The following is an 18,890-nucleotide window of genomic DNA, read 5'->3' as shown; positions in this document are numbered from 1 at the left end:
CACGTTCGACTCCAGTGGTGTCCCCTACTTACGTCTTCCCTTGTCGCCGGCAGGCTCGGGACCCCGTCCCGGTTCGGACTCCGCCGAGCCCCGCCGGACCCCGCCATGCCCGCTCGAAGCTCAGAGCGCCGCGCCCGGCTGGTACTCCCCGAACTCCTCGCGCAGTACGTCGCAGATTTCGCCCACGGTGGCGTACGCCTTCACCGCCTCGACGATGCGGGGCATGAGGTTCGCGTCGCCTTGTGCGGCCTCCTGAAGCGCCGACAGCGCCGCCTCGACGGCCTCGTCGTCGCGCTCCTCGCGCACCTCCTCGACGCTCTCGACCTGCCGGCGCTCGTCCTCCTCGGAGACCTCCTCCACGTCGGCCTCGGGTTCCTCGTCCTCGACGCGGAACTCGTTGACGCCGACGATGGTGCGCTCGCCCGTCTCGATCTCGCGCTGTCGCTCGTAGGCCACGTCCTGAATCTGGCGCTGGACCCACTGGTCTTCCACCGCGCGGAGCATCCCCCCGCGGCCGTCGACCTCCTCGATGAGCGAGAAGGCGTCCTCCTCGATGCGGTCGGTGAGCGACTCGACGTAGTAGCTCCCTGCGAGCGGGTCGATAGTGTCGGCGGCGCCGGACTCGTGGGCGAGTATCTGCTGGGTCCGCAGGGCGGTCCGCACGGACTTCTCGGTCGGCAGCGACAGCGCCTCGTCCTTCCCGTTCGTGTGGAGGGACTGCGTCCCACCCAGCACCGCGGCGAGCGCCTGGTAGGCGACGCGGACGACGTTGTTCTCGACCTGCTGTGCCGTCAGCGTGGAGCCACCCGTCTGGGTGTGGAACTTCAGCTGTTTTGCCTTCTCGCTGTCGGCGCCGAAGCGCTCCGTCATAATCTTCGCCCACATCCGCCGGGCGGCGCGGAACTTCGCGGCCTCCTCCAAGATGTCGTTGTGGGCGTTGAAGAAGAAGGAGAGTTGGGGGGCGAACTCGTCGACGTCGAGTCCGGCGTCGACGGCGGCCTCGACGTACTCGATGCCGTTGCCGAGGGTGAAGGCGACCTCCTGGGCCGCCGTCGAGCCGGCTTCGCGGATGTGGTAGCCGGAGATGGAGATGGTGTTGAACTTCGGCGTCTCGCTGGCGCAGAACTCGAAGATGTCCGTGATGATGCGCATCGACGGCTCCGGGGGGTAGATGTAGGTGTTGCGCGCGATGTACTCCTTGAGGAGGTCGTTCTGGATGGTGCCCCGAAGCTCCTCGCGGGGGACGCCCTGTTCGTCGCCGACAGCGATGTACATCGCCAACAGGACGGACGCGGGCGCGTTGATGGTCATCGAGGTCGACACCTCGTCGAGCGGGATACCGTCGAAGACGCGCTCCATGTCCCGGAGGGTGTCGATGGCGACGCCCGATTTCCCGACTTCGCCGGCCGCCATCGCGTCGTCGGAGTCGTACCCCATCTGCGTGGGGAGGTCGAACGCCATCGACAGCCCGGTCTGGCCCTGGTCGAGCAGGTAGTGGTAGCGCTCGTTGGTCTCCCGCGCCGTCCCCATCCCGGCGTACTGCCGCATCGTCCAGAGCCGGCCGCGGTACATCGTCGGGTACGGCCCGCGGGTGTAGGGCTCCTCGCCGGGGAACCCGAGGTCGTCCTCGTAGTCGAGGTCGGACACGTCGTTCGGGGTGTACAGTCGGTCGACGGTGTGACCGCCGGTGTCGGTGACGAACTCCTCCTCGCGCTCGCCGAAGCGCGAGAGCGTGGGGTCGAGCGTCTCCGACTCCCACGACTCCTTGGCGTCGCGAATCTCCGCGAGGTCGTCGGAATCGAACATTGTCGTTCCTGACGGACGGCGCCGACTTAAGCGTTGAAACGCGGTCCGGAGCCGGTCTGGACACGGGGCGTTCGCCGCGTCGTCACCACCTCAGCGCGAGTCGCGCACCCTGACCCGGGCGTTTAGGTCCGCCGGCTCCCCGGTCGGGCCGACGAACCGGAGGTCGGCACCGACGTAGGCGCCGCTCGCGTCGCGCCGGTAGTCCACGCCCCACGTCGCCGGCGACTCGGGGGTCACGTCGACGACCGGTTTCTCGGCGAACGGCCGGTCGAACCGCAGGCGGGCCGAACCGTCGCGGACGGTGACCGACGTCGGTCGGTCGACCGGCGGGGCGTTCCCCTGGAGGCGGGCACTCGGGGCCGTGACGGCCCACCCGTCCGCGTCGGCGCCGCCGACCAGCTTGTTCCCGGTCACGAGCGCGTCGGCCCCGTCGACGCGCACTTCGGCGGCGGCGGCGCGTCGACCCGAGTCGCCGACCGCGTTAGTCGCGACGAGGCAGTCCGTCCCGCCGATTCGGACGCCGTCGCTCCCCGCCCGCCGCACGTGGTTGTTCGACACCGTGACGCGTGCGGCGTCGTCGGCCACCGCGATTCCGGCCCCGCCCGCGTCCGAGACCAGGTTCGCGGTCACGAGGGCGTCGTCGGCGTCGACCCGAATCCCGTCGCCGGCCGGGTCCAGCACCGAGTTACCGACGACCGCGACGTCCCGTCCCGTCGTGTCCACCTCGATTCCCTCCTTGGAGTACGCCCGGAACGTGTTCCCGACGACGACGGCGTTCGAGACGGCCCCCGAGAGATACACGCCGGAACGGTCCTCGTCGAACGCTCCCTGCCAGCCCGAGTTGCCGACGACGGCGACGTTGCGGACGTCCTCCGAGATGCCCATGTACACCGTCCGTCGGTGTCTCCCGCGGGCGACGTTGCCGAGGATGGCGTAGTTGCCGGCACCGGGGCGCTTCGGGGTTCCTTGGGAGGCGCCGACGACGGAGCCGTCGGAGTTCTCCCGACCGAGGTTGTTCACCACGGAGACGTTCCGCGAGTAGTACTTGTTCCCGTCGGGGTGGCGCACGTCGAGGGAGATGGACCGGTCGAACCCGTTCGTGAGGCGGTTCCCGCGGACGAGGATGCCGTCACCGGCGATCTGGATGGAGCGGTCGCCGATGTCCTCGGTGAAGTTGCCCACGAGCGCGACCTCTTGGGCGTCCTTCCGGACCGTGAACCCGCTCCCGCCGGCGTCGTGGACGTGGTACGGCGACGTACGGGTCGCATAGCAGTCTCGGACGGTGACGTTGCGCGCGTCCTCCACGAGGAACCCGTGGAGCCGGCGTACCGACTGGTCCATCCGCCGGTCGTTGCCGTCGAAGCCGACCCCGCTGATGGTGACGTTCTCGACGCGGCGACCGCGGCCGACGTGGAACCCGCCGACGTTCGACCCGTCGGCCGGCTTGACGAGCGTCTCCCGGCGGGACGCCCCGACGACCGTGACGCCCGACACGTCGATGGCGAGCCACCGGCTCGGACGGTAGGTTCCGGGGGCGAGGGAGACGGTGTCACCCTCGCGGAGGTCGTCGAAGGCCGCCTCCAGCTCCGCGGTCGTCGTGACGACGTGGTCGGCGACGCCGGCGATGCGGCCGGCGCGGACGTACGGTCCCGAGAACCCCTGTGGCTCCCAGCCCGACCGGGTCGCGACCAGCTGGCGCCCCGTGTCGGTGGCGAAGTACCGTGCACCGGGCGACGCGCCCGCCGGCGCCTCGCGCTCCGGTCCGGTCCAGTAGTCGGTGCGTCGCGTCCGTCGGTCGACCCCGACGGTTCCGTCCCGGCTCCGAGTCCCGGCGTCCCCGGTCCCGAGAGCGGCAGCGCCCGCCGTGGCACCGGCGAGTTTCAGGTAGGCACGACGCGAGAGACCGGACGGTACGGGGCTGTCGTCGGTTGCCATTCGTTCACAGTTCACTTTCGTAGCACGAAGTAGCTTCGGGGGACCGACCCGACCGGCCCTCGTCGCCGACGCACCGACACGCCGACGCGCAGATGCACCGACGCACCGACACGCCGACGTGCAGATGCACCGACCCGTCGTCGCCAACGTTGAAGCCCCGCGACGGCGACTCGGGGACATGGATATCGTCCCCGAGGCGACCCGTCGGTATCTGCGCGCGGTCGGCCCCGACCACGACGCGATTCAGACGGAGATGGCCGACTACGCCGCCGAGAACGGTTTTCCCATCATCGGCCCCGAGTCGGGCGCCGTGCTCCGACTGCTCGCGCGCCTCACCGCCGCCGAGTCGGTGTTCGAGTTCGGCTCCGGATACGGCTACTCGGCGTACTGGTTCCTCCGCGGGATGGACGGCGGCCACGTCGTCCTGACCGAGTTCGACGCCGACGAACTCGACATGGCCCGCGAGTTCTTCGGGCGCGCCGGCCTGACGGAGCGAGCGACGTTCGAGGGCGGCGACGCCGTCGACATCGTCGACGAGTACGACGGCCCGTTCGACGTGGTGCTCGTCGACCACGAGAAGGAGCGCTACGCGGAGGCGTTCGAGAAAGTCCGCGGGAAGGTGGCTCCCGGCGGTGTGGTCGTCGCGGACAACCTGATGCGCGGGCCGATAGCGTTCGACGCGCTGCTCGCGTATCTCGAGGGCGACGACGGTACGAGCGTCGACGACGCGCTCGACGGGGAGAACGCGGAGACGAGAGGCATCGCCGAGTACCTCGACACCGTCCGAGCGGCGCAGGGGTTCGAGACGGTCGCGCTCCCGGTGGGCAGCGGGCTGGCGGTGACCACTCGCCTGTGACGGGGTCGGCGAGTCCCACTGCGTGGCGGTCCTAGCGAGATTCGACCGTCGGCGGTCACGGGTTCCGGCGTCCCCTCGACGCCGACGAGTGGGGACCGACCGCTCCCCCGTGGTATGCGCATCAACCCCTTGTTATCAAAGGGTATGACTCCCGAGAACGGCGAGTAGCCTTTTGAGTGGCCCCTTCGAAGCGAGAGACGACTAAGTAGGGGGGCACGCCCCGCTCTACGGTCTCTGCGACCGACATCTGCGACCGGAGAGACGTCTCTCTCCCCCGCTCGTCGCCGTGTCGGCGCCGGAATGCACATAATGGCACAACGAACTTCGACACACAACGACTCCGACGGACCGCTCTCGGTACTGACCGACTTCTTCGCCCGGTACGGCCTCGCGTTCGTGATGGTGGCCAGCTACTTCGGTTCGGGCTCGGTGTTCATCGCCAGCTCGGCCGGGGTGCAGTACGGGTACGCCCTGCTGTGGGCCATCGGCGGCGCCGTCCTGCTCGGCTTCATGGCTCAGGACATGAGCGCCCGCCTCGGCATCTTCGGCGACTCGCTCACCGACTTCATGCGACGCAAGTTGGGACGGGGTGGCGCCACCGCCCTCGCCGTCCTGCTCTCGGTGGGCTGTGTCGCGTGGGGACTCGAACTCACCGCCGCCGTCGGCAAGGGCATCTCGCTCCTGTTCGGCGGCGTCGTCGGTTGGATGCCGCTCGCGGTCGTCACCGCGCTGCTCGCGATGGTCGTCGGCATCCTCGGCTACAGCTACGTCGAACGCATCATGACGGGGATGATGCTCGGCCTGCTCGTCGCCTACCTCGTCGTCGCGACCGCCGCGACGCCCGACCTGGGCGACATCGCGGCCGGATTCGTCCCCGGCGTCCCCGAGGCCGGCGCCGTTACCCTCGTCGTCGGTATTCTCGGCACGACCGCGCTGTGGCCCAACTTCTTCCTCGAAGCGACGCTCGTCGAGGAGAAAGGGTGGAACTCCGCGAGCGACCTCTCCGACATCCGTCAGGACCTCGGCGTCGGCTACATGGTCGGCGGACTGACGACGGTCGCCATCGTCGTCGCCGCCGCGGCCATCCTCCGACCCGCCGGCATCACCCAACTCGACAACTTCCTCACGCCCGGCCTCGCGCTCGCCGACATCCTCGGCGAGTGGGCGATGGTGCTGTTCATCGTCGGCGCCGTCGCCGCCGCGTTCAACAGCATCATCCCCATCCTCTGGGCGCCCGCCTACATGATTCCGAAGGCGATGGGTATCGACGTGACCAGCGAGGACCGCACCTTCCGCCTCGTCTACGTCGTCGGCGTCGCCATCAGCGGGCTCTCCCCGCTCGTCCACATCTTCTTCGGGCTGAGCGTCGTCGACATGATCATTCTCTTCCCGGCGTACAACGGCGTCGTCGGTCTCCCCATCACCGCCGCGCTGCTGCTGTGGGCGGTCAACGACAGCGAGACGATGGGCGAGTACACCAACGGCTGGAAGCTCAACGTCCTCAACAGCGCACTCGTCGTACTGGCGCTGTACCTCGCCGTCAGTTCGGCCGAGGGCGTCTTCGCCGCCATCTTCGGCGGCGGCCTCTGAGGCGCCGAGGCACCGACGCGCCGACACCGAGCCGGCGCGACGCTCCGCCTCCCGGCACTCGATTCGACTCGACCCGACCGAACCGTCGGGCTGAAACGTTCGCCGCGACCACAGCGACCTAACACCACACACTACCCGTGCCTCTCGACCTCGCCCTCCCCGTGCTCCTCGCCCTCGTCCTCGTCGCCTTCGGCGCCGGTGTCGGCATCACCGCCGTCGGACCCGGCGGGGTGTTCCTCACCGTCGCGCTGTTCGCACTGACGCCGTTCCCCTCGGCGACGGTGGCGGGCACCGCGACGGCGACGTTCGTCTTCACCGGCCTGCTCGGGACCCTCTCTTACCTCCGGTCGGGCGAGCTCGCCGACCGCCGTCGACTCCGGCTCGCGGCCGGCCTGAGCGGCGGCGGCGTCGCCGGCGCGCTCCTCGGCGTCCGACTCAACGCGGTCGTCTCCGAGCGTCTGTTCGGCCTCCTGCTCGGCGTCTTCCTCGTCGCGGTGGGCGTGCTCGTCTGGCGTCGGGCCGGCGGTTCGTCTGGGGGCGATTCGGCGGAGGGCGACCGGTCGTCGTCGACTGCCACCGACGGCGGCCGGTTCGCCGACGGTTTCGGTCCCGTGCGAGCGACCGTCGTCGGCCTGTTCGTCGGCACCGCCGGGGGGCTCCTCGGCGTCGGCGGCCCCGTCCTCGCGGTGCCGATTCTCGTCGCCGGCGGCGTCCCGATGCTCGCGGCGGTCGCGGCCGCGCAGGTGCAGTCGGTGTTCGTCTCCGGCTTCGCGGCGGGCGGCTACTTCGCTCAGGGGGCCGTCTCGCTCCCGCTGGCGGCGCTGGTCGGTGTGCCGGAACTGCTCGGCGTGCTCGTCGGCTGGCGGGTCGCCCACCGCGTCCCGGCGGCGAAACTGAAGCGCGTCCTCGCGGTGATTCTGGTCTGCCTCGGTCCGTACGTGGCGCTCACGTCGTGAGGTCGCCGGCCCCGTCGGGGGAGGTGGCCGACTACCCCTCGACCCCGTCCTCGAAGAAGAACCGCCCGTTCCGCTGGACGACCTGCGCCCACCTTTTACTCGGTCGCTCACTCCGTTCGCTCCCTCGCAAAATCTGGACCAAAACACCGAGAAACGGCTATTCGAACCCGTCCTCGAAGAAGAACCGCCCGTTCCGCTGGACGACCTCGCCGTCGATTTCGATGTGGGAGTCCTCGCTCATGTCGACGAGCATGTCGGTGTGGACCGAACTGTCGTTTCGCTCCTTCCCCTCGGGGACACACTCCTCGTAGGCCATCCCGATGGCCATGTGGACCGTGTCTCCCATCTTCTCGTCGAACAGAATGTTCTTCGTGAACCGGTCGATGCCGCGGTTCATCCCGATGCCGAGTTCGCCGAGGCGGTTCGACCCCTCGTCGGTGTTCAACTGCGCGGTCAGGGCCTCCTCGTTGGTCTCCGCCGAGTGCTCGACCACCACGCCGTCCTCGAAGACGAGGCGGGCCGCTTCGACCTCGTGGCCGCGGGTGATGACCGGCAGGTCGAACAGCACCTCGCCGTCGACGCCGTCGCGGTTCGGCGCGGTGAACACCTCGCCGGCGGGCACGTTGATTCGCCCGTGGTCGTTGCAGGCGCGCATCCCCGAGACGTCGAGGGTGACGTCGGTGGTGTCGCCGCTGACGATTCGGACCTCGTCGGCGGGGTCGAGAACGTCGACGAACCCCTCCTGGTACTCGCGTTGTTCCTCCCAGTCGCGGTTGACCGCGTTCCAGACGAACTCCTCGTAGGCCTCGGTCGACATCCCGGCGGTCTGGGCGTCGGCGGGCGTCGGGTACTGCGTGCCCACCCAGTCGGTGTCGAGGTACGCCTCCTGAATCGGTTTCTGTGCCCGTCCGTAGGCCGCCGTCGTCTCCGGCGGCACGTCGCTGGTCTCGTGGGCGTTCGTCGCCCCGCCGATGCCGATAAAGGCATCTGCGGTCTCGAACGCCGCGAGCGCTACTTCCGAGGTCTCGAACGACTCCGGGTCGCTGGCTCTGAGGTACGCCCGCCGACGCCGTGCCGACCCGCCGAGGTGGGTGACGTTGGCGCCGCGCTTCCCGAGCAGCCCCGACACGGCCACTGCGAGGTCCTCGGCCTCGCGCGGGGCCATCAGGACCACCTCGTCGCCGGCCTCGGCCTCGATGCTGTAGTCCACCAGAATCTCCGCGTGTTCCTCGATACGGGGGTCCATACCACGTCCTGACAGGGGGGAGCTAAAGGGGTTTCCAGAGCGCCCGTTCGGTCGGGCCGAAGACACGACCGTCGGGACCCGAGGCTCAGCGCCGACTGCCGGGCTGTGGGTCGACGTGGTCTCTCGGCATGAGGTCCTCGAACGGCTGGTCGTCGAGCCAACGGAGCAGGCGGACCAGCTGTTCGGTCGCGGCCTCGAACAGCCGCTCGCCCTTCTCGGCGGTGGCGTCGGTCTGGTCGCCGAGCACGCCGTTTGCGGTGTTGTCGATGGCGTCGTAGAACGTCCGCGAGCCGTACCTGACGGTTTCGGGGTCCGACCAGTCCGTGAGCCCGTTCTCGGCGGCGTCGACGAGGCGCTCGGAGCGGACGTGCCGGGGGTCGAGGTGGAGCATCATCGAGGTCTCCTTCGGCCCGCCGTGGGGCCCGGGCGTCTCGAACAGTTCGTCGACGAGTTCGGGAATCGAGTCGTTCCACATCCACTCGACCGCGTACGCCTCGCGGGCGTCGCGCAGCCGTCGACCCACCTCGCGGAGGTGCTGGACGTTGCCGCCGTGGGCGTTGACGTAGACGACGCGGTCGACCCCGTGGTAGGTGAGGTTCCGCGTCATGGACTCGACGTAGTCGCGGAACTGCGGCGCGTCGACCCACATGGTGCCGTGGAACTGCCGGTGGTGCGGCGAGACGCCGACGTTCACCGTGGGCGTACAGAGGAAGCCCGTCCGGCTCGCGGCCTCCCGCGCCAGCGACTCGGCGATGACGTGGTCGGTCGACAGCGGGAGGTGCGGCCCGTGCTGTTCGGTCGACCCCAACGGCACCACCGCGACCGACTCCGAGGCGACGTAGTCTCCCAACTCCGGCCAGGTCTGGTCGGCGACGTACATACCGGACGGTCGGCGCCGGACGGCAAGAAGCTACGGTCGGCGGAACGCGGACACGGACGCGGACGCCGACGCGGTATCGGTGGCGACGTCTGTCGGCCGGAGTGGCGCTCAGCCGCCGTCGCCGGCGCGCTCGTCGAACACGGTGTCGAACACCTTCCCCTGGGCGATTCGGAGGTGCTGGTGGAACGTCGGCGGGGAGACTTCGAGGGCGGACGCGATGGACTCGCCGGTCCGCTCGCGGGGCCACTCGAAGAACCCGGCCCGGTACGCGGTCTCGAGCGCGTTGCGCTGCTTCTCGGTCAGCTCGTCGAGCGCGGCCGGTCGTCCGCCGCCCGCCGACGGTTCGCGACGGGTCGTCTGGCGCTTCGCCAGCACCGTCGCGCTCGGTGCGGCCTCGGTCACCCGCCGCGAGACCTCCTTCGCGTCGACGTTGAGGGGGAGTTCGACGACGAGTCGGAGGGCGTCGTCGTCGACGGTCGCGGCGGTCAGACGCCCGCCGAGGGCCGTCGCGGTCGTGAACACCGACGCCTCCGAGACGTGGAGCTGGAACCGCATCCCGCCGCCGTCGCGGCTCTCGACGGTGAGGTCCTCGAACTGGGGCGTGCGCTCGACGAGCGCCTCGACCGTCCCGCGCTCGGACTCGGGGGCGCCGCCGAACAGCAGGAAGTCCTCGTCGAGCGAGACGACGCGGTCGAAGCGCACCGGTTCGTCGGTGGGCGGGACACCGTACTTCGACAGTAACCCCTCGATACGGAACTCGAGTTCCACCACCTCGTCGCGAAGCTGTGCCCGCTTGCGGTCGGTCGCCGCGATGGCGTGACCCACCATCTCCCCGAGGTGTCGCACCACTGCGCCCTCCTCCCCGCTGAACGCCGAGGGGCGCTCGGCGTACACCGTCAGAACCGCGTACAGCGTCTCGTCGTGGCGAATCGGTACCGCCGCGACCGACCGGAACTCGTGCTCGCGGGGGCGGACGCGCCACGCCGTCTCGCCGGGGCGGTCGTAGGCGTCGTCGACGACGACCATCTCCCCGGTCCGGAGCGCCCGGTCGGTCGGACCGAGGCGCTCGGGCTCGGGGTCGTCCCCGCCGGTGTCGGCCAGGGTGTCGACGGTCACACCCTCGAACGACCCGTCTCCGGCGTCGGCGAGGAAGCCGTCGCCGCTCGCGGCCGCCCGGACCGTCGCGTCGCCGCCGACCGACGCCTCGGCGACCCAGGCGAGCGCGTAGGCCTCGGAGTCGACGAGCGTCTCACAGACCGTCCGCTCGATCTCCTCGCGGGAGGACTGCTCGACGACCGACGCCGTCACCTCCCTCGAGACCTGGTTGAGGTCGTCGAGCGCTCCCAGACGCTCCTTCGTCCGTTGGCGCTCCAGCTCGTAGCTCACCCACCGACCCATGAGGTCGACGACGGTCACCTGCCACGGGGCGAACTCCCGCCGACGCGGGGTGTCGTCGTAGAAACAGAACGTCCCGTACACCTCCTCGTCCGCGAAGACGGGCGCGCCGAGGTAACAGGAGATTCCCCAGTCCGTGTACCCCATCCGCTGAGAGAGCTCCGGGTCGGTGCCGATATCCTCGACCACGAGCGTCCGCTCGGTGGTGACGACCCGCTCGCAGCTCGTCGCCGACAGCGGGAGGGTGTCGCCGACCTCGATGGTGTCGTCGGGCGCCCTGACCGCCTCGAAGACGTACTCGTCGCCGCGGACGTGAGAGAGGGTGGCGTAGTCGGTGCCGAGCACCTCCTGGCCGACTTCGAGCAGCGCGTCGATTTTCCTCTCGAAGGACCGCTGTCGGTCGGAGACGACCTCGTACATCTCCCGGACGGCGCCCTCGGGACCCCGAATCGCCGCCCCCGGCCGGGACTTTCCGGCGAGGGTCGCGACGCGCTCGGCCAGGTCGGCGTACGACCCCTCCCCGGACCGACTGACGTAGTCGGTGACGCCCGCCGAGATGGCGCGGCTGGCGAGGCGCTCGCTCCCCGCCGCCGGAAAGAGGACGAACGGGACCTCGTACCCGGTGTCGCGGACCGTGTTCAGGAGGGAGAGCCCGTCGACGCCCCCCTCGTCGTGGCCGGCGACGACACAGTGGAGTTCCGTCGAGCGGAGCCGGTCGAGAGCGTCGTCCGTGGTCCGCTCGACGACGAGTTCCACCGGGCGGTCGACCGCATCGAGCGCCGCGGAGAGGCTCTCGGCCACCGTCGGCGCCGCATCCACGAGGAGAACGCACAGCGGGGGCTCCGCCGCGTGGCCATCGGGGACGTGTCCTGACTGCTGCTCGCTCTCTGACATCGGAGTCGGCTGTTACTCGAACTGCTGGGGCCGCATCCGTTTATGCGTTGTCCCGGCGCGTGCGGCCCTCCACGGACGGGCAGCCGTGGGTCGCGTCACCCGCTTCGCCACGCTTTTTGCCCGCCACCGCGACGCTCCGGGTATGTTCGGAGGAGGCGGCATGAACCCACGGAAGATGAAGCAGATGATGAAACAGATGGGCATCGACGTCGACGAAATCGACGCCGAGGAGGTCATCATCCGCACGGCCGACGAGGAGCTGTACTTCTCGGACGCGCAAGTGACCAAGATGGACGCCCAGGGTCAGGAGACCTACCAGATTGTCGGCGAGCCCCAGAGCCGCGAACGCGGCGCGGGAGCGGGCGCCGCCGCCGAGGCCGAGGAGACGGCCGGCTCGGAGGCGGAGGTTCGCGACGCCGCCGGCGGCGTCGACATCCCCGACTCCGACGTGAAAATCGTCGCCCAGCGCACCGGCGCCAGCGAGAGCGAGGCCCGGGAGGCGCTGGAGGCCGAGGACGGCGACCTCGCGGCCGCCGTCTCGCGGCTGGAGTAGTCGAGTGAGCGAGGACGCGCCGGCCGCCGAGGTCGACGACGGCGACCCCGCCACCGACGAACCGCTCGACGACGGCGAGTCGTCGGGTCGACCCGCCCAGTATCTGCTGGTCCACGGCGACCGCGAGTACCTCCGCGCGCCGGGCGAGGAACTCCACACCGACCTCGGCGTGCTGGAGGTGCCCGAGGACGCCGCGGCCGGCGACGTACTGGAGACTCACCTCGGCGACGAGTTCGTCGTCCGCAAACCCCGCGGTCCGGACCTGTTCAACCACTTCGAGCGCACCGGTGCGCCGATGATGCCCCGCGACGTCGGGCTGATAGTCGGCCACACCGGCGCCGCCGCGGGCGACCGCGTCCTCGACGCCGGTACCGGCACGGGCGTGCTCTCCGCGTACCTCGGGCGCATCGGCGCCCGCGTGACGACGTACGAGCGCGACGCCGAGTTCGCCGACGTGGCCCGCGAGAACATGGAACTTGCGGGTGTCGAGGACCGCGTCGACGTGCGCACCGGCGACCTCACCGACGAGATGGGCGACCTCGCCGACAGCGAGGCCGGGTTCGACCTCCTCACCCTCGACACGGAGAACGCGCCGGCGGTCGTCGCCCGCGCACCCGACCTGCTCGCCTCCGGCGGGTTCCTCGCCGTCTACTCCCCGTTCGTCGAGAACAGCCGCGCGTCAGTCGAGGCGGCCCGCGAGGCCGACCTCGACGACGTGGAGACGTTCGAGACCATCCAGCGCACCCTCGACGTGGGCTCGCGCGGGACCCGTCCCTCCACCGCCGGCGTCGGCCACACGGGCTACCTCACGTTCGCTCGGAACCGGTGACCCGCCGCCTCGTCACGTTGCGTTCGCGCCGAGTCGCCCCTATTCGTCTCGGCTCTGATTGCTCCCGGTCGGCCCCGACCGGCCGTCGCTCTCACCTGCCCTGCAGTGCGGAGACACGGTGTAGGACTGTGTTGTCTTAACTGTATGGGCCAGGCAGTAGACGCCCGTTTCTCACTTTGCCGCTTTCGTTCGTGGTCTTCAACTTTCGGCGAGAAGGGCTAAGTCGGGACACTCCCTAGCCGAGTTCGCATGAGCGTAGACAACCCCGACGTCGAGGAGACCAAGAACTGGCCGGACCTCGCCATCGGCCTGTACGAGCGACTGACCGGCCGCGGCGCCGAAATCGAGTACGAGTTCGAGGACATGCAGGTGTCGGTGCCGAGCCACGCCGGCGAGGACGCGAACCACGCCGAGTGGGGCGTCGACGGGACCGTCCGTATCCGGACCCGAGAGCCGGACGAGGAGTGATGGGACTCGTCGTAGCCGTACCGAGACCCTCGTCTCACACGGGGCGAGCGCTCTCCGAGGACCTGCGATGAGCCCCACGGCCACCTCGTCAGGACGCCCGCTCGCGGTCGACGCCGACCTGACCCTCACGGTCGCCGGCAGCCCCGTGCAGGTTCGCGGTTACGGCGACCTCGTCGTCGTCGACGCGCCCGACTTCCGGACCGCCGCGACGATGGTCCGCGGCGGGCGACAGCTACTCACCCCCTTCGGCGCGGCGCTCGACCGCGGCGACCTCACCGTCGACGTCCGCGTCGACGGCGGGAGCGTCGCCCGTCTGGGCCCCGGCGTCGAGAGCGGCGTCGTCTCCCGTGCCCTCGGTGCGACCCCCGCGAAGGTGAGCCTCGGCGGCGTGGTGCTGGCCGGCGTCGACCGACTCCGCCGCGGTCGATAGGGCGTCCCGTCGTCGCCGTTTTCACCGGACCTCGGCCGGACCCCCACGTCGAAACGGCCGGCGCCCGCACCGGAATCTCCACCCGCCCGGACGGGTCCGTCGCCGAGATTTTCTTGCAAATTCGTCTATTGTGGAAAGTATATCTCGTCACGGTGCTACGTAGCTACCATGGCAACTGACGCCAAGACCCACACCGAATCGATGGACGAGACCCGCACGTGGCCGGACCTCGCCATCGGCCTGTACGACCGACTGACCGGCCGCGGCGCCGAGATAACCTACGAGTTCGAGAACATGGAGGTCGACGTGCCGAGCAAGGCCGGCGAGGACGCAGAACACGCCCACTGGCGCGTCAACGGGTCGTTGACCATCCACACTCGCGACCGGAAGTGAGCACCCCGGAGCGCGAGCGCCGACCGCTCGACGTACACGCTGACCTCGACGTGACGGTCGCTGGCGCCGACCTCCGGGTCCGTGCCGACGGCGACCTCGTCGTCGTCACGGCGCCGTCGGTTCGCGCCGCGTTCGCGCTACTCCGCGCCGGCCGGGCGCTCCCACTCGCCTTCGAGTCGGTGGCCGGCGGTCTCGACGCCGCGGACGTGACCGTCCTGGTCCGCGCCCGCGGACGAACGCTCGCGACGCTCGGTGTCGGGGCGACGCCGGGAGTCCTCTCCCGCGCGCTGGGCGTCGCTCCGGCCGAGTTGGACCCCGTCGCCGTCCTCTCGGCGCTTCTCCTCCGAAGCCGGGAGTAGCGCTCCCGCGGGCCCTCGACACCGGCGTTCGGCCGCCGTTCGACGAATCGTCGGGAGGCTCTCGGTCGCTCACTCGACCGCCCGGACGAGGTCGAACAGCTCACGCTTGAAGCGGCCGGGGTCGAACTGGGACTCCACCTCGGCCGCGACCGTCGACTCGCTCGAGACGACCCGGCGAGGGTACGCGCCGCCGGCGACGAGGAACTCCCCGTCTGCGTCGCCGTCCCACACCGCGAGCCACGCCTCCACGTCGAGGTCGAGCCCCGCGACGGGGCAGCGGGCGGCGAAGCGGGTGAGCCGCGCCTCGGTCCCGTCGCCCCGTCGGAACGGCCGGGCGTCGGCGCGAGCGACCCGTTCGAACCCGCGCTCCTGGAGTCGGCGCTCGAAGGCGTCGGTGGCGCGGCCGGCGACCAGCCGCGAGAGCGCCGCCGAACCCGGCGGCGACGGTAGCAGGCGGAGTCGGCTCGTGAGAAAGAAGCGCCACTGGCCGTCGAGGCCGGCCCGTTCGGAGAGCGTCTCACGGAGCGCGGCGTCCTCGTACACGGCGGTGTGACTCACGACCCGCAGGAATCGAACGTCGAAGGGCGTGTCCTCGGACCGCTCGACGAGCCGCCAGCCGTCGAGGCGGTCGGTGGCGACCGTCGGGGTGTGTGTCACGGATATGTCAATTTCGTGTCGCGGACGGAGTCGTGGCCGTCTCACGGGGGTGGACTACGCGCCCGTCGGTTCAGTGGTCGTCTTCGCGCCACTTGTGCTCGCACTCGGTACAGACGAAAAAGCGCGTCTCGGACTCGTCGGCCGAGCGAATCTGTTGCATGTACCAGTAGGCACGGTCGTTGTCACAGCTCGGACACTGGGCGTTGGTCGTCGGCAGGCCGGTGTCCTCGGCGTCGCTCACGTCGATGATTTCGGACTGCTCCTGGCCCTGCGTCGTGACCATCGCGGCCTCCTTCGCCTCGTCGCGAATCGTCTCGTGGCCACAGCTCCCACAGACCCACTTGTCGCCCTCCGTCTTCATCATCGAACCGCACTCGTCGCAGAATTGCATGGTAGGATGGGGTATGGCCGTTTTAGTACTTAAGCCCCGGGATTCGACATCTCGCGGCGACACGACGGGTGGTGGAATCAGGCGTCGCCGTCGGACTGACCGGGCTCACCGACTGCCTCGATGGGGAGCGCCGTGTGGAGGTCGGCGAACAGCTCGTCAGGCCCCTCGAAGGTATCGCTCACGGTCTCGGCGACGACGCGCCCGAGGTCCGTCTCGCCGTCGGCCAGCAGGAGCGTCGTCCCTGCGTACGCGGCGGACGCCTCCTTACGGGTGATGGGGTACTCGAGGTCGCCGAACAGCGTCTCGACCGAGTTCAGTTTCACGCTCTGGGACACGCCCCTACCGACGACGGCAAAGTACATAAATAATAGTTATGTACTGTGCGTAGGGGCATCGTACCCCGAGATGGGGTCGCTCGCCGTCGTCGTCCTCGGTGCGGCGGCCAGTTTGCTGCTCGTGACCCTGCTCGTCTCCGACCCCGAAGACGCACAGGCGGCCGCGGCCGACACCTCTCCGTCTCCGTGCTCGCCGAGAACGGTCTCGACCCCGTCTTCTCCCTCGACGTCGCGACCGTCTGCGTGGTCGTCGACATCTCGCTGTTCGTGACGCTCGAAGGCCAGATAAACGCCCGGTTGGGCCAGGGGTCGGTGCTGTTCGGGCTGGAGTTCGGCGCCGGGTTCGGCGGCCCCCACGCTCGTCATCGCGCTCACACAGGTCGGGGAAAACTGTCGTCGCGGACGCTTCCGGAGGCGCCGCCTCGGCGCCACAGGACTGCCCGGTCGCGGGCGGCGAGTCGCTGTCCTCGCACTCGTCGCCGGCCGACGGTCAATCGAGGGCGACCGCCCTTCGGCCACCCGTCTACCGGCGCCCGCGAACGGCCGCGACCTCGACCTGCGCGCGGCGGTCGACGCCCTCCCAGTGGCCCTCGACCGCCTCGACGGAGAACCCGTCGCAGGCCGGACACACGTGGTACTGGACGTCGAACGTCTCCTCACACGACTTGCACTCGTAGGCACTGCCGGTTCCCGGACCGAGTGCCGCTCTGATGCTCGTGAACGGTCGCATACTTCGCCCTGTCACTACCCACTAATGTAGTTAATCGTTGAATACCAACATATAGAGACAGTCAGTTTTAGTTACAATAGTACGTCGAGTATAGCGTGGCGGTAGGACGGCCGTAGCGGTCGTTTCGGCCGGTAGGGCCGTTCCCCGACCGCCCCGTTCCCCTGTCGGGCCGTCTACGGACCTACTCGAACTCCGGGTCGCGCTTCTCGACGAACGCCTCCATCCCCTCACGCTGGTCGTGCGTGCCGAACAGTCCGCTCCAGGCCCGGCGTTCGTAGGCGAGCCCCGCCGCCTGTGGCTCCTCGTGGACCGCGTTTAGCGCCTCCTTCGCGACCTGCAGGGCGAACCGCGGCTTCGACGCCAGTTCGGCCGCCTGCTCCTCCACCCGACTCGCGAGCTGGTCGTGGGCGACGACCTCGCCGACGAGGCCCAGTTCGCGGGCGTCCTCGGCGTCGACGCGGTCGCCGAAGAATATCATGCGCCGGGCGATTTCGTCGCCGACGAGCCGCGGGAGGCGTTGGGTGCCCCCCCAGCCGGGGACGATACCGAGGTCGATTTCGGTCTGCCCCAGGGTCGCCCGCTCGCTCGCCACCCGGAGGTCGCAGGCCAGCGCCAGCTCGCAGCCGCCGCCGAAGGCGTACCCGTTGACGGCGGCGATGGTCGGCCCGGGGAACGTCTCCAGTGCGTCACAGACGCGGTGACCGAGTTCGGCGTACGCCTGCGCCTCGGGCGTCGAGAGGTCCTTCATGTACGAGAGGTCCGCACCCGCGACGAACGCGTCGTCGCCCGCGCCGGTAAGGACGAGACAGCGCGCCTCGGCTTCGCGAGCCGCCGCCAACGCCTCCTCCAGCGCCTCGAGCGTCTCGACGTTCAGCGAGTTGAGCTTCTCCGGGCGGTCGACGGTGAGGGTGGCGACGTCGTCGTCGACCTCGAGGCGAACCGTGTCGGACGTGGGCATACTCGGGGGTCGCCGGCGACCCGGATAACCGTTCGGGGGGGTGCGCCGGGTGCCGAAACACCGAGGCGTCCCGCCGTCGACGACGGCGAGGCGGGGCGGCGAAGTGGGTCGACCGGTGGGAGCGCGGTCGCTCACGAGTTCCAGAAGGGAAATATGTACCGTCGGCCAAGCGATGGGTATGAGCCTGACGGACGAGGAGAAGGAACGCCTCGCCGACGTGGTCCGCCTCCAGCCGACGAAGAACAAGGAGCTCCAGGACAAGTGGGGCCTGGAGAGCGGGAGCGAGGTCCATCAGTACCTCGAGAACCACCTGAAGGACTACTACTTCCGCGACGACAACAGCCTCATCCGCGCGACGACGGAGGGCGCCGAACTCGTCGGCATCGAACCCGCCGTCGAGTCCGAGGAGGCCCGCGAGGCCGTCGACGAGGTGCCCGACGTGATTCGCGTCCCCGAACTGCAGGCGCAGGCGTTTCGCGTCCTCGCCGGCCCCGACGACCGGTCCGAGAGCGTCGTCAGCGTCCTGAACAAGCTCCGCGAGGAGTACGACGTGGACCCGGAGGCCGGCGACGTGCGCAGCGCCCTCCAGAGCCTCCGCCGGAAGAACGTCGTCGAGGTCATCTACCGGACGGTACCGACGTTCCGGCGCGTCGTGGAGTTGGACGAGGTCGAGGTCGAAGTGGTGGAGTAGGGGTTACGAGCGGCGGTCGTCGAGGTCGATTTTTTGCAGTACGGTCCCCACGAAGTAGCCGACGACGGCGAACGGGAGCGAGTAGACGAAGGCCTCGAAAACCGCCGGCGGAACGGCTCTGACGAGGAACGTAGTCGGGTACGACTGACCGCCAAACCCTCGGTTCACGAGAAACGAGTCGACGATACGGCCGGCCGGTGGGTCGGTGAGCGTCCCAGCCAGCCATGGGGCGGTGACCGCGAGCCACGTCACGACGAGGCCTTCACCCCGCCAGCCGAGGTAGGCCGCCACGACGGACAGAAGGCCCATCGCGAACGGGAGAACCGTGAAGTACGCGTTCCAGACCGCTGGTTCGAGGATACTGTCTACGTCTCCGTAGTAGCCCAGTTGTGGGCTGTACCACAGCAGGAGGACAGCACCGGCGAAGAACGCGACGGATCGGAGGACCGACTGCCACCGAACTCCGACGAGGGACCGCTCCCCGAGGAGGAACCGTTCGACCGATTTCGAATCCAGGGGCACATCTCGAGTCCCGACC

Annotated in this window: 22 protein-coding genes; 10 read left to right on the top strand and 12 right to left on the bottom strand. The window is 69.6% G+C overall.

Annotated features, from left to right (window positions below; all coding sequences use genetic code 11):
• Window positions 1-120: 120 nt before the first annotated feature.
• Together N5095_RS19120 and N5095_RS19115 are read right to left on the bottom strand one after the other, a co-directional pair.
• On the bottom strand, window positions 121-1,806 hold the full coding sequence (locus N5095_RS19120) for an acyl-CoA mutase large subunit family protein (RefSeq protein WP_267624772.1): 1,686 nt from the start codon (window positions 1,804-1,806) through the stop codon (window positions 121-123).
• Between the two features lie 90 nt (window positions 1,807-1,896).
• The gene (locus N5095_RS19115) at window positions 1,897-3,741 is read right to left on the bottom strand and encodes a right-handed parallel beta-helix repeat-containing protein (RefSeq protein ID WP_267624771.1); all 1,845 of its coding nucleotides are present in this window, start codon (window positions 3,739-3,741) and stop codon (window positions 1,897-1,899) included.
• Between the two features lie 178 nt (window positions 3,742-3,919).
• Here N5095_RS19115 and N5095_RS19110 point away from each other — a divergent pair, with 178 nt between their 5' ends.
• The 3 genes from N5095_RS19110 (at window position 3,920) to N5095_RS19100 (ending at window position 7,143) form a co-directional block, all read left to right on the top strand.
• Window positions 3,920-4,597, top strand: coding sequence for an O-methyltransferase (locus tag N5095_RS19110; protein WP_267624770.1), 678 nt, complete (start codon window positions 3,920-3,922; stop codon window positions 4,595-4,597).
• A gap of 309 nt (window positions 4,598-4,906) precedes the next feature.
• Window positions 4,907-6,187 carry an NRAMP family divalent metal transporter gene (locus N5095_RS19105; RefSeq protein WP_267624769.1) on the top strand — a complete coding sequence of 427 codons (1,281 nt, stop codon included), beginning with the start codon at window positions 4,907-4,909 and terminating at the stop codon, window positions 6,185-6,187.
• A 137-nt stretch (window positions 6,188-6,324) separates the two neighbouring features.
• Window positions 6,325-7,143, top strand: coding sequence for a TSUP family transporter (locus N5095_RS19100; RefSeq protein ID WP_267624768.1), 819 nt, complete (start codon window positions 6,325-6,327; stop codon window positions 7,141-7,143).
• Between the two features lie 157 nt (window positions 7,144-7,300).
• On the opposite strand, the gene N5095_RS19095 is transcribed toward N5095_RS19100, so the two are convergent.
• The 3 genes from N5095_RS19095 to N5095_RS19085 all read right to left on the bottom strand — a co-directional run bounded on the left by N5095_RS19095 (window position 7,301) and on the right by N5095_RS19085 (window position 11,558).
• Complete coding sequence (locus N5095_RS19095; RefSeq protein WP_267624767.1) at window positions 7,301-8,389, bottom strand: aminopeptidase; 1,089 nt, start codon at window positions 8,387-8,389, stop codon at window positions 7,301-7,303.
• Between the two features lie 85 nt (window positions 8,390-8,474).
• Window positions 8,475-9,269, bottom strand: a complete 795-nt coding sequence (locus N5095_RS19090; protein WP_267624766.1) for a creatininase family protein — start codon at window positions 9,267-9,269, stop codon at window positions 8,475-8,477.
• Between the two features lie 108 nt (window positions 9,270-9,377).
• A complete protein-coding gene (locus tag N5095_RS19085) occupies window positions 9,378-11,558 on the bottom strand; it encodes a GAF domain-containing protein (protein ID WP_267624765.1) in 2,181 nt (726 codons plus the stop codon).
• A gap of 142 nt (window positions 11,559-11,700) precedes the next feature.
• Between N5095_RS19085 and N5095_RS19080 the strand changes: the two genes are divergently transcribed.
• The 6 genes from N5095_RS19080 to N5095_RS19055 all read left to right on the top strand — a co-directional run bounded on the left by N5095_RS19080 (window position 11,701) and on the right by N5095_RS19055 (window position 14,590).
• A complete protein-coding gene (locus N5095_RS19080) occupies window positions 11,701-12,111 on the top strand; it encodes a nascent polypeptide-associated complex protein (protein WP_267624764.1) in 411 nt (136 codons plus the stop codon).
• Window positions 12,112-12,214: 103 nt separating this feature from the next.
• Window positions 12,215-12,940 (top strand): tRNA (adenine-N1)-methyltransferase, encoded by a 726-nt coding sequence (locus N5095_RS19075; protein ID WP_267625352.1) that lies wholly within the window; start codon window positions 12,215-12,217, stop codon window positions 12,938-12,940.
• A 249-nt stretch (window positions 12,941-13,189) separates the two neighbouring features.
• Window positions 13,190-13,408 carry a hypothetical protein gene (locus N5095_RS19070; RefSeq protein ID WP_267624763.1) on the top strand — a complete coding sequence of 73 codons (219 nt, stop codon included), beginning with the start codon at window positions 13,190-13,192 and terminating at the stop codon, window positions 13,406-13,408.
• A gap of 67 nt (window positions 13,409-13,475) precedes the next feature.
• Window positions 13,476-13,838: a hypothetical protein gene (locus tag N5095_RS19065; RefSeq protein WP_267624762.1), complete on the top strand. Its 363-nt coding sequence runs from the start codon at window positions 13,476-13,478 to the stop codon at window positions 13,836-13,838.
• 168 nt (window positions 13,839-14,006) lie between these two features.
• Entirely contained in the window at window positions 14,007-14,231 is a 225-nt protein-coding gene (locus N5095_RS19060; RefSeq protein ID WP_267624761.1) for a hypothetical protein, read from the top strand.
• Window positions 14,228-14,590, top strand: coding sequence for a peptide ABC transporter ATP-binding protein (locus N5095_RS19055; protein ID WP_267624760.1), 363 nt, complete (start codon window positions 14,228-14,230; stop codon window positions 14,588-14,590). Before N5095_RS19060 ends, N5095_RS19055 begins: the two co-directional genes overlap by 4 nt.
• 69 nt (window positions 14,591-14,659) lie before the next feature.
• Here the strand turns inward: N5095_RS19055 and N5095_RS19050 are convergent, their stop codons facing one another.
• From N5095_RS19050 to N5095_RS19025, 6 genes are all read right to left on the bottom strand, one after another.
• Window positions 14,660-15,247, bottom strand: a complete 588-nt coding sequence (locus tag N5095_RS19050) for a DUF6517 family protein (protein WP_267624759.1) — start codon at window positions 15,245-15,247, stop codon at window positions 14,660-14,662.
• 70 nt (window positions 15,248-15,317) lie between these two features.
• Window positions 15,318-15,638: a transcription factor S gene (locus tag N5095_RS19045; protein ID WP_267624758.1), complete on the bottom strand. Its 321-nt coding sequence runs from the start codon at window positions 15,636-15,638 to the stop codon at window positions 15,318-15,320.
• Window positions 15,639-15,715: 77 nt separating this feature from the next.
• The gene (locus N5095_RS19040) at window positions 15,716-15,973 is read right to left on the bottom strand and encodes a DUF5789 family protein (protein ID WP_267624757.1); all 258 of its coding nucleotides are present in this window, start codon (window positions 15,971-15,973) and stop codon (window positions 15,716-15,718) included.
• Window positions 15,974-16,009: 36 nt separating this feature from the next.
• Window positions 16,010-16,339 (bottom strand): hypothetical protein, encoded by a 330-nt coding sequence (locus N5095_RS19035; protein ID WP_267624756.1) that lies wholly within the window; start codon window positions 16,337-16,339, stop codon window positions 16,010-16,012.
• Window positions 16,340-16,496: 157 nt separating this feature from the next.
• The gene (locus N5095_RS19030; RefSeq protein WP_267624755.1) at window positions 16,497-16,703 is read right to left on the bottom strand and encodes a hypothetical protein; all 207 of its coding nucleotides are present in this window, start codon (window positions 16,701-16,703) and stop codon (window positions 16,497-16,499) included.
• Window positions 16,704-16,884: 181 nt separating this feature from the next.
• The gene (locus tag N5095_RS19025; protein ID WP_267624754.1) at window positions 16,885-17,661 is read right to left on the bottom strand and encodes an enoyl-CoA hydratase/isomerase family protein; all 777 of its coding nucleotides are present in this window, start codon (window positions 17,659-17,661) and stop codon (window positions 16,885-16,887) included.
• A 178-nt stretch (window positions 17,662-17,839) separates the two neighbouring features.
• Between N5095_RS19025 and N5095_RS19020 the strand changes: the two genes are divergently transcribed.
• The gene (locus N5095_RS19020; protein ID WP_267624753.1) at window positions 17,840-18,352 is read left to right on the top strand and encodes a DUF5797 family protein; all 513 of its coding nucleotides are present in this window, start codon (window positions 17,840-17,842) and stop codon (window positions 18,350-18,352) included.
• 3 nt (window positions 18,353-18,355) lie between these two features.
• Here the strand turns inward: N5095_RS19020 and N5095_RS19015 are convergent, their stop codons facing one another.
• A complete protein-coding gene (locus tag N5095_RS19015; RefSeq protein ID WP_267624752.1) occupies window positions 18,356-18,874 on the bottom strand; it encodes a hypothetical protein in 519 nt (172 codons plus the stop codon).
• Window positions 18,875-18,890 lie beyond the last annotated feature (16 nt).

Origin of the sequence: Halobium salinum, assembly GCF_026586625.1 — an archaeon.
Taxonomy (GTDB): domain Archaea; phylum Halobacteriota; class Halobacteria; order Halobacteriales; family Haloferacaceae; genus Halobium; species Halobium salinum.
This window is presented reverse-complemented; position numbering and strand designations above follow the sequence as displayed.

Coding starts and splice junctions, on each gene's coding strand:
- N5095_RS19120 (WP_267624772.1), bottom strand. CDS start 1,806: ATGTTCGATTCCGACGACCTCGCGGAGATTCGCGACGCCAAGGAGTCG.
- N5095_RS19115 (WP_267624771.1), bottom strand. CDS start 3,741: ATGGCAACCGACGACAGCCCCGTACCGTCCGGTCTCTCGCGTCGTGCC.
- N5095_RS19110 (WP_267624770.1), top strand. CDS start 3,920: ATGGATATCGTCCCCGAGGCGACCCGTCGGTATCTGCGCGCGGTCGGC.
- N5095_RS19105 (WP_267624769.1), top strand. CDS start 4,907: ATGGCACAACGAACTTCGACACACAACGACTCCGACGGACCGCTCTCG.
- N5095_RS19095 (WP_267624767.1), bottom strand. CDS start 8,389: ATGGACCCCCGTATCGAGGAACACGCGGAGATTCTGGTGGACTACAGC.
- N5095_RS19090 (WP_267624766.1), bottom strand. CDS start 9,269: ATGTACGTCGCCGACCAGACCTGGCCGGAGTTGGGAGACTACGTCGCC.
- N5095_RS19085 (WP_267624765.1), bottom strand. CDS start 11,558: ATGTCAGAGAGCGAGCAGCAGTCAGGACACGTCCCCGATGGCCACGCG.
- N5095_RS19080 (WP_267624764.1), top strand. CDS start 11,701: ATGTTCGGAGGAGGCGGCATGAACCCACGGAAGATGAAGCAGATGATG.
- N5095_RS19070 (WP_267624763.1), top strand. CDS start 13,190: ATGAGCGTAGACAACCCCGACGTCGAGGAGACCAAGAACTGGCCGGAC.
- N5095_RS19065 (WP_267624762.1), top strand. CDS start 13,476: ATGAGCCCCACGGCCACCTCGTCAGGACGCCCGCTCGCGGTCGACGCC.
- N5095_RS19060 (WP_267624761.1), top strand. CDS start 14,007: ATGGCAACTGACGCCAAGACCCACACCGAATCGATGGACGAGACCCGC.
- N5095_RS19045 (WP_267624758.1), bottom strand. CDS start 15,638: ATGCAATTCTGCGACGAGTGCGGTTCGATGATGAAGACGGAGGGCGAC.
- N5095_RS19035 (WP_267624756.1), bottom strand. CDS start 16,339: ATGACGAGCGTGGGGGCCGCCGAACCCGGCGCCGAACTCCAGCCCGAA.
- N5095_RS19030 (WP_267624755.1), bottom strand. CDS start 16,703: ATGCGACCGTTCACGAGCATCAGAGCGGCACTCGGTCCGGGAACCGGC.
- N5095_RS19025 (WP_267624754.1), bottom strand. CDS start 17,661: ATGCCCACGTCCGACACGGTTCGCCTCGAGGTCGACGACGACGTCGCC.
- N5095_RS19020 (WP_267624753.1), top strand. CDS start 17,840: ATGAGCCTGACGGACGAGGAGAAGGAACGCCTCGCCGACGTGGTCCGC.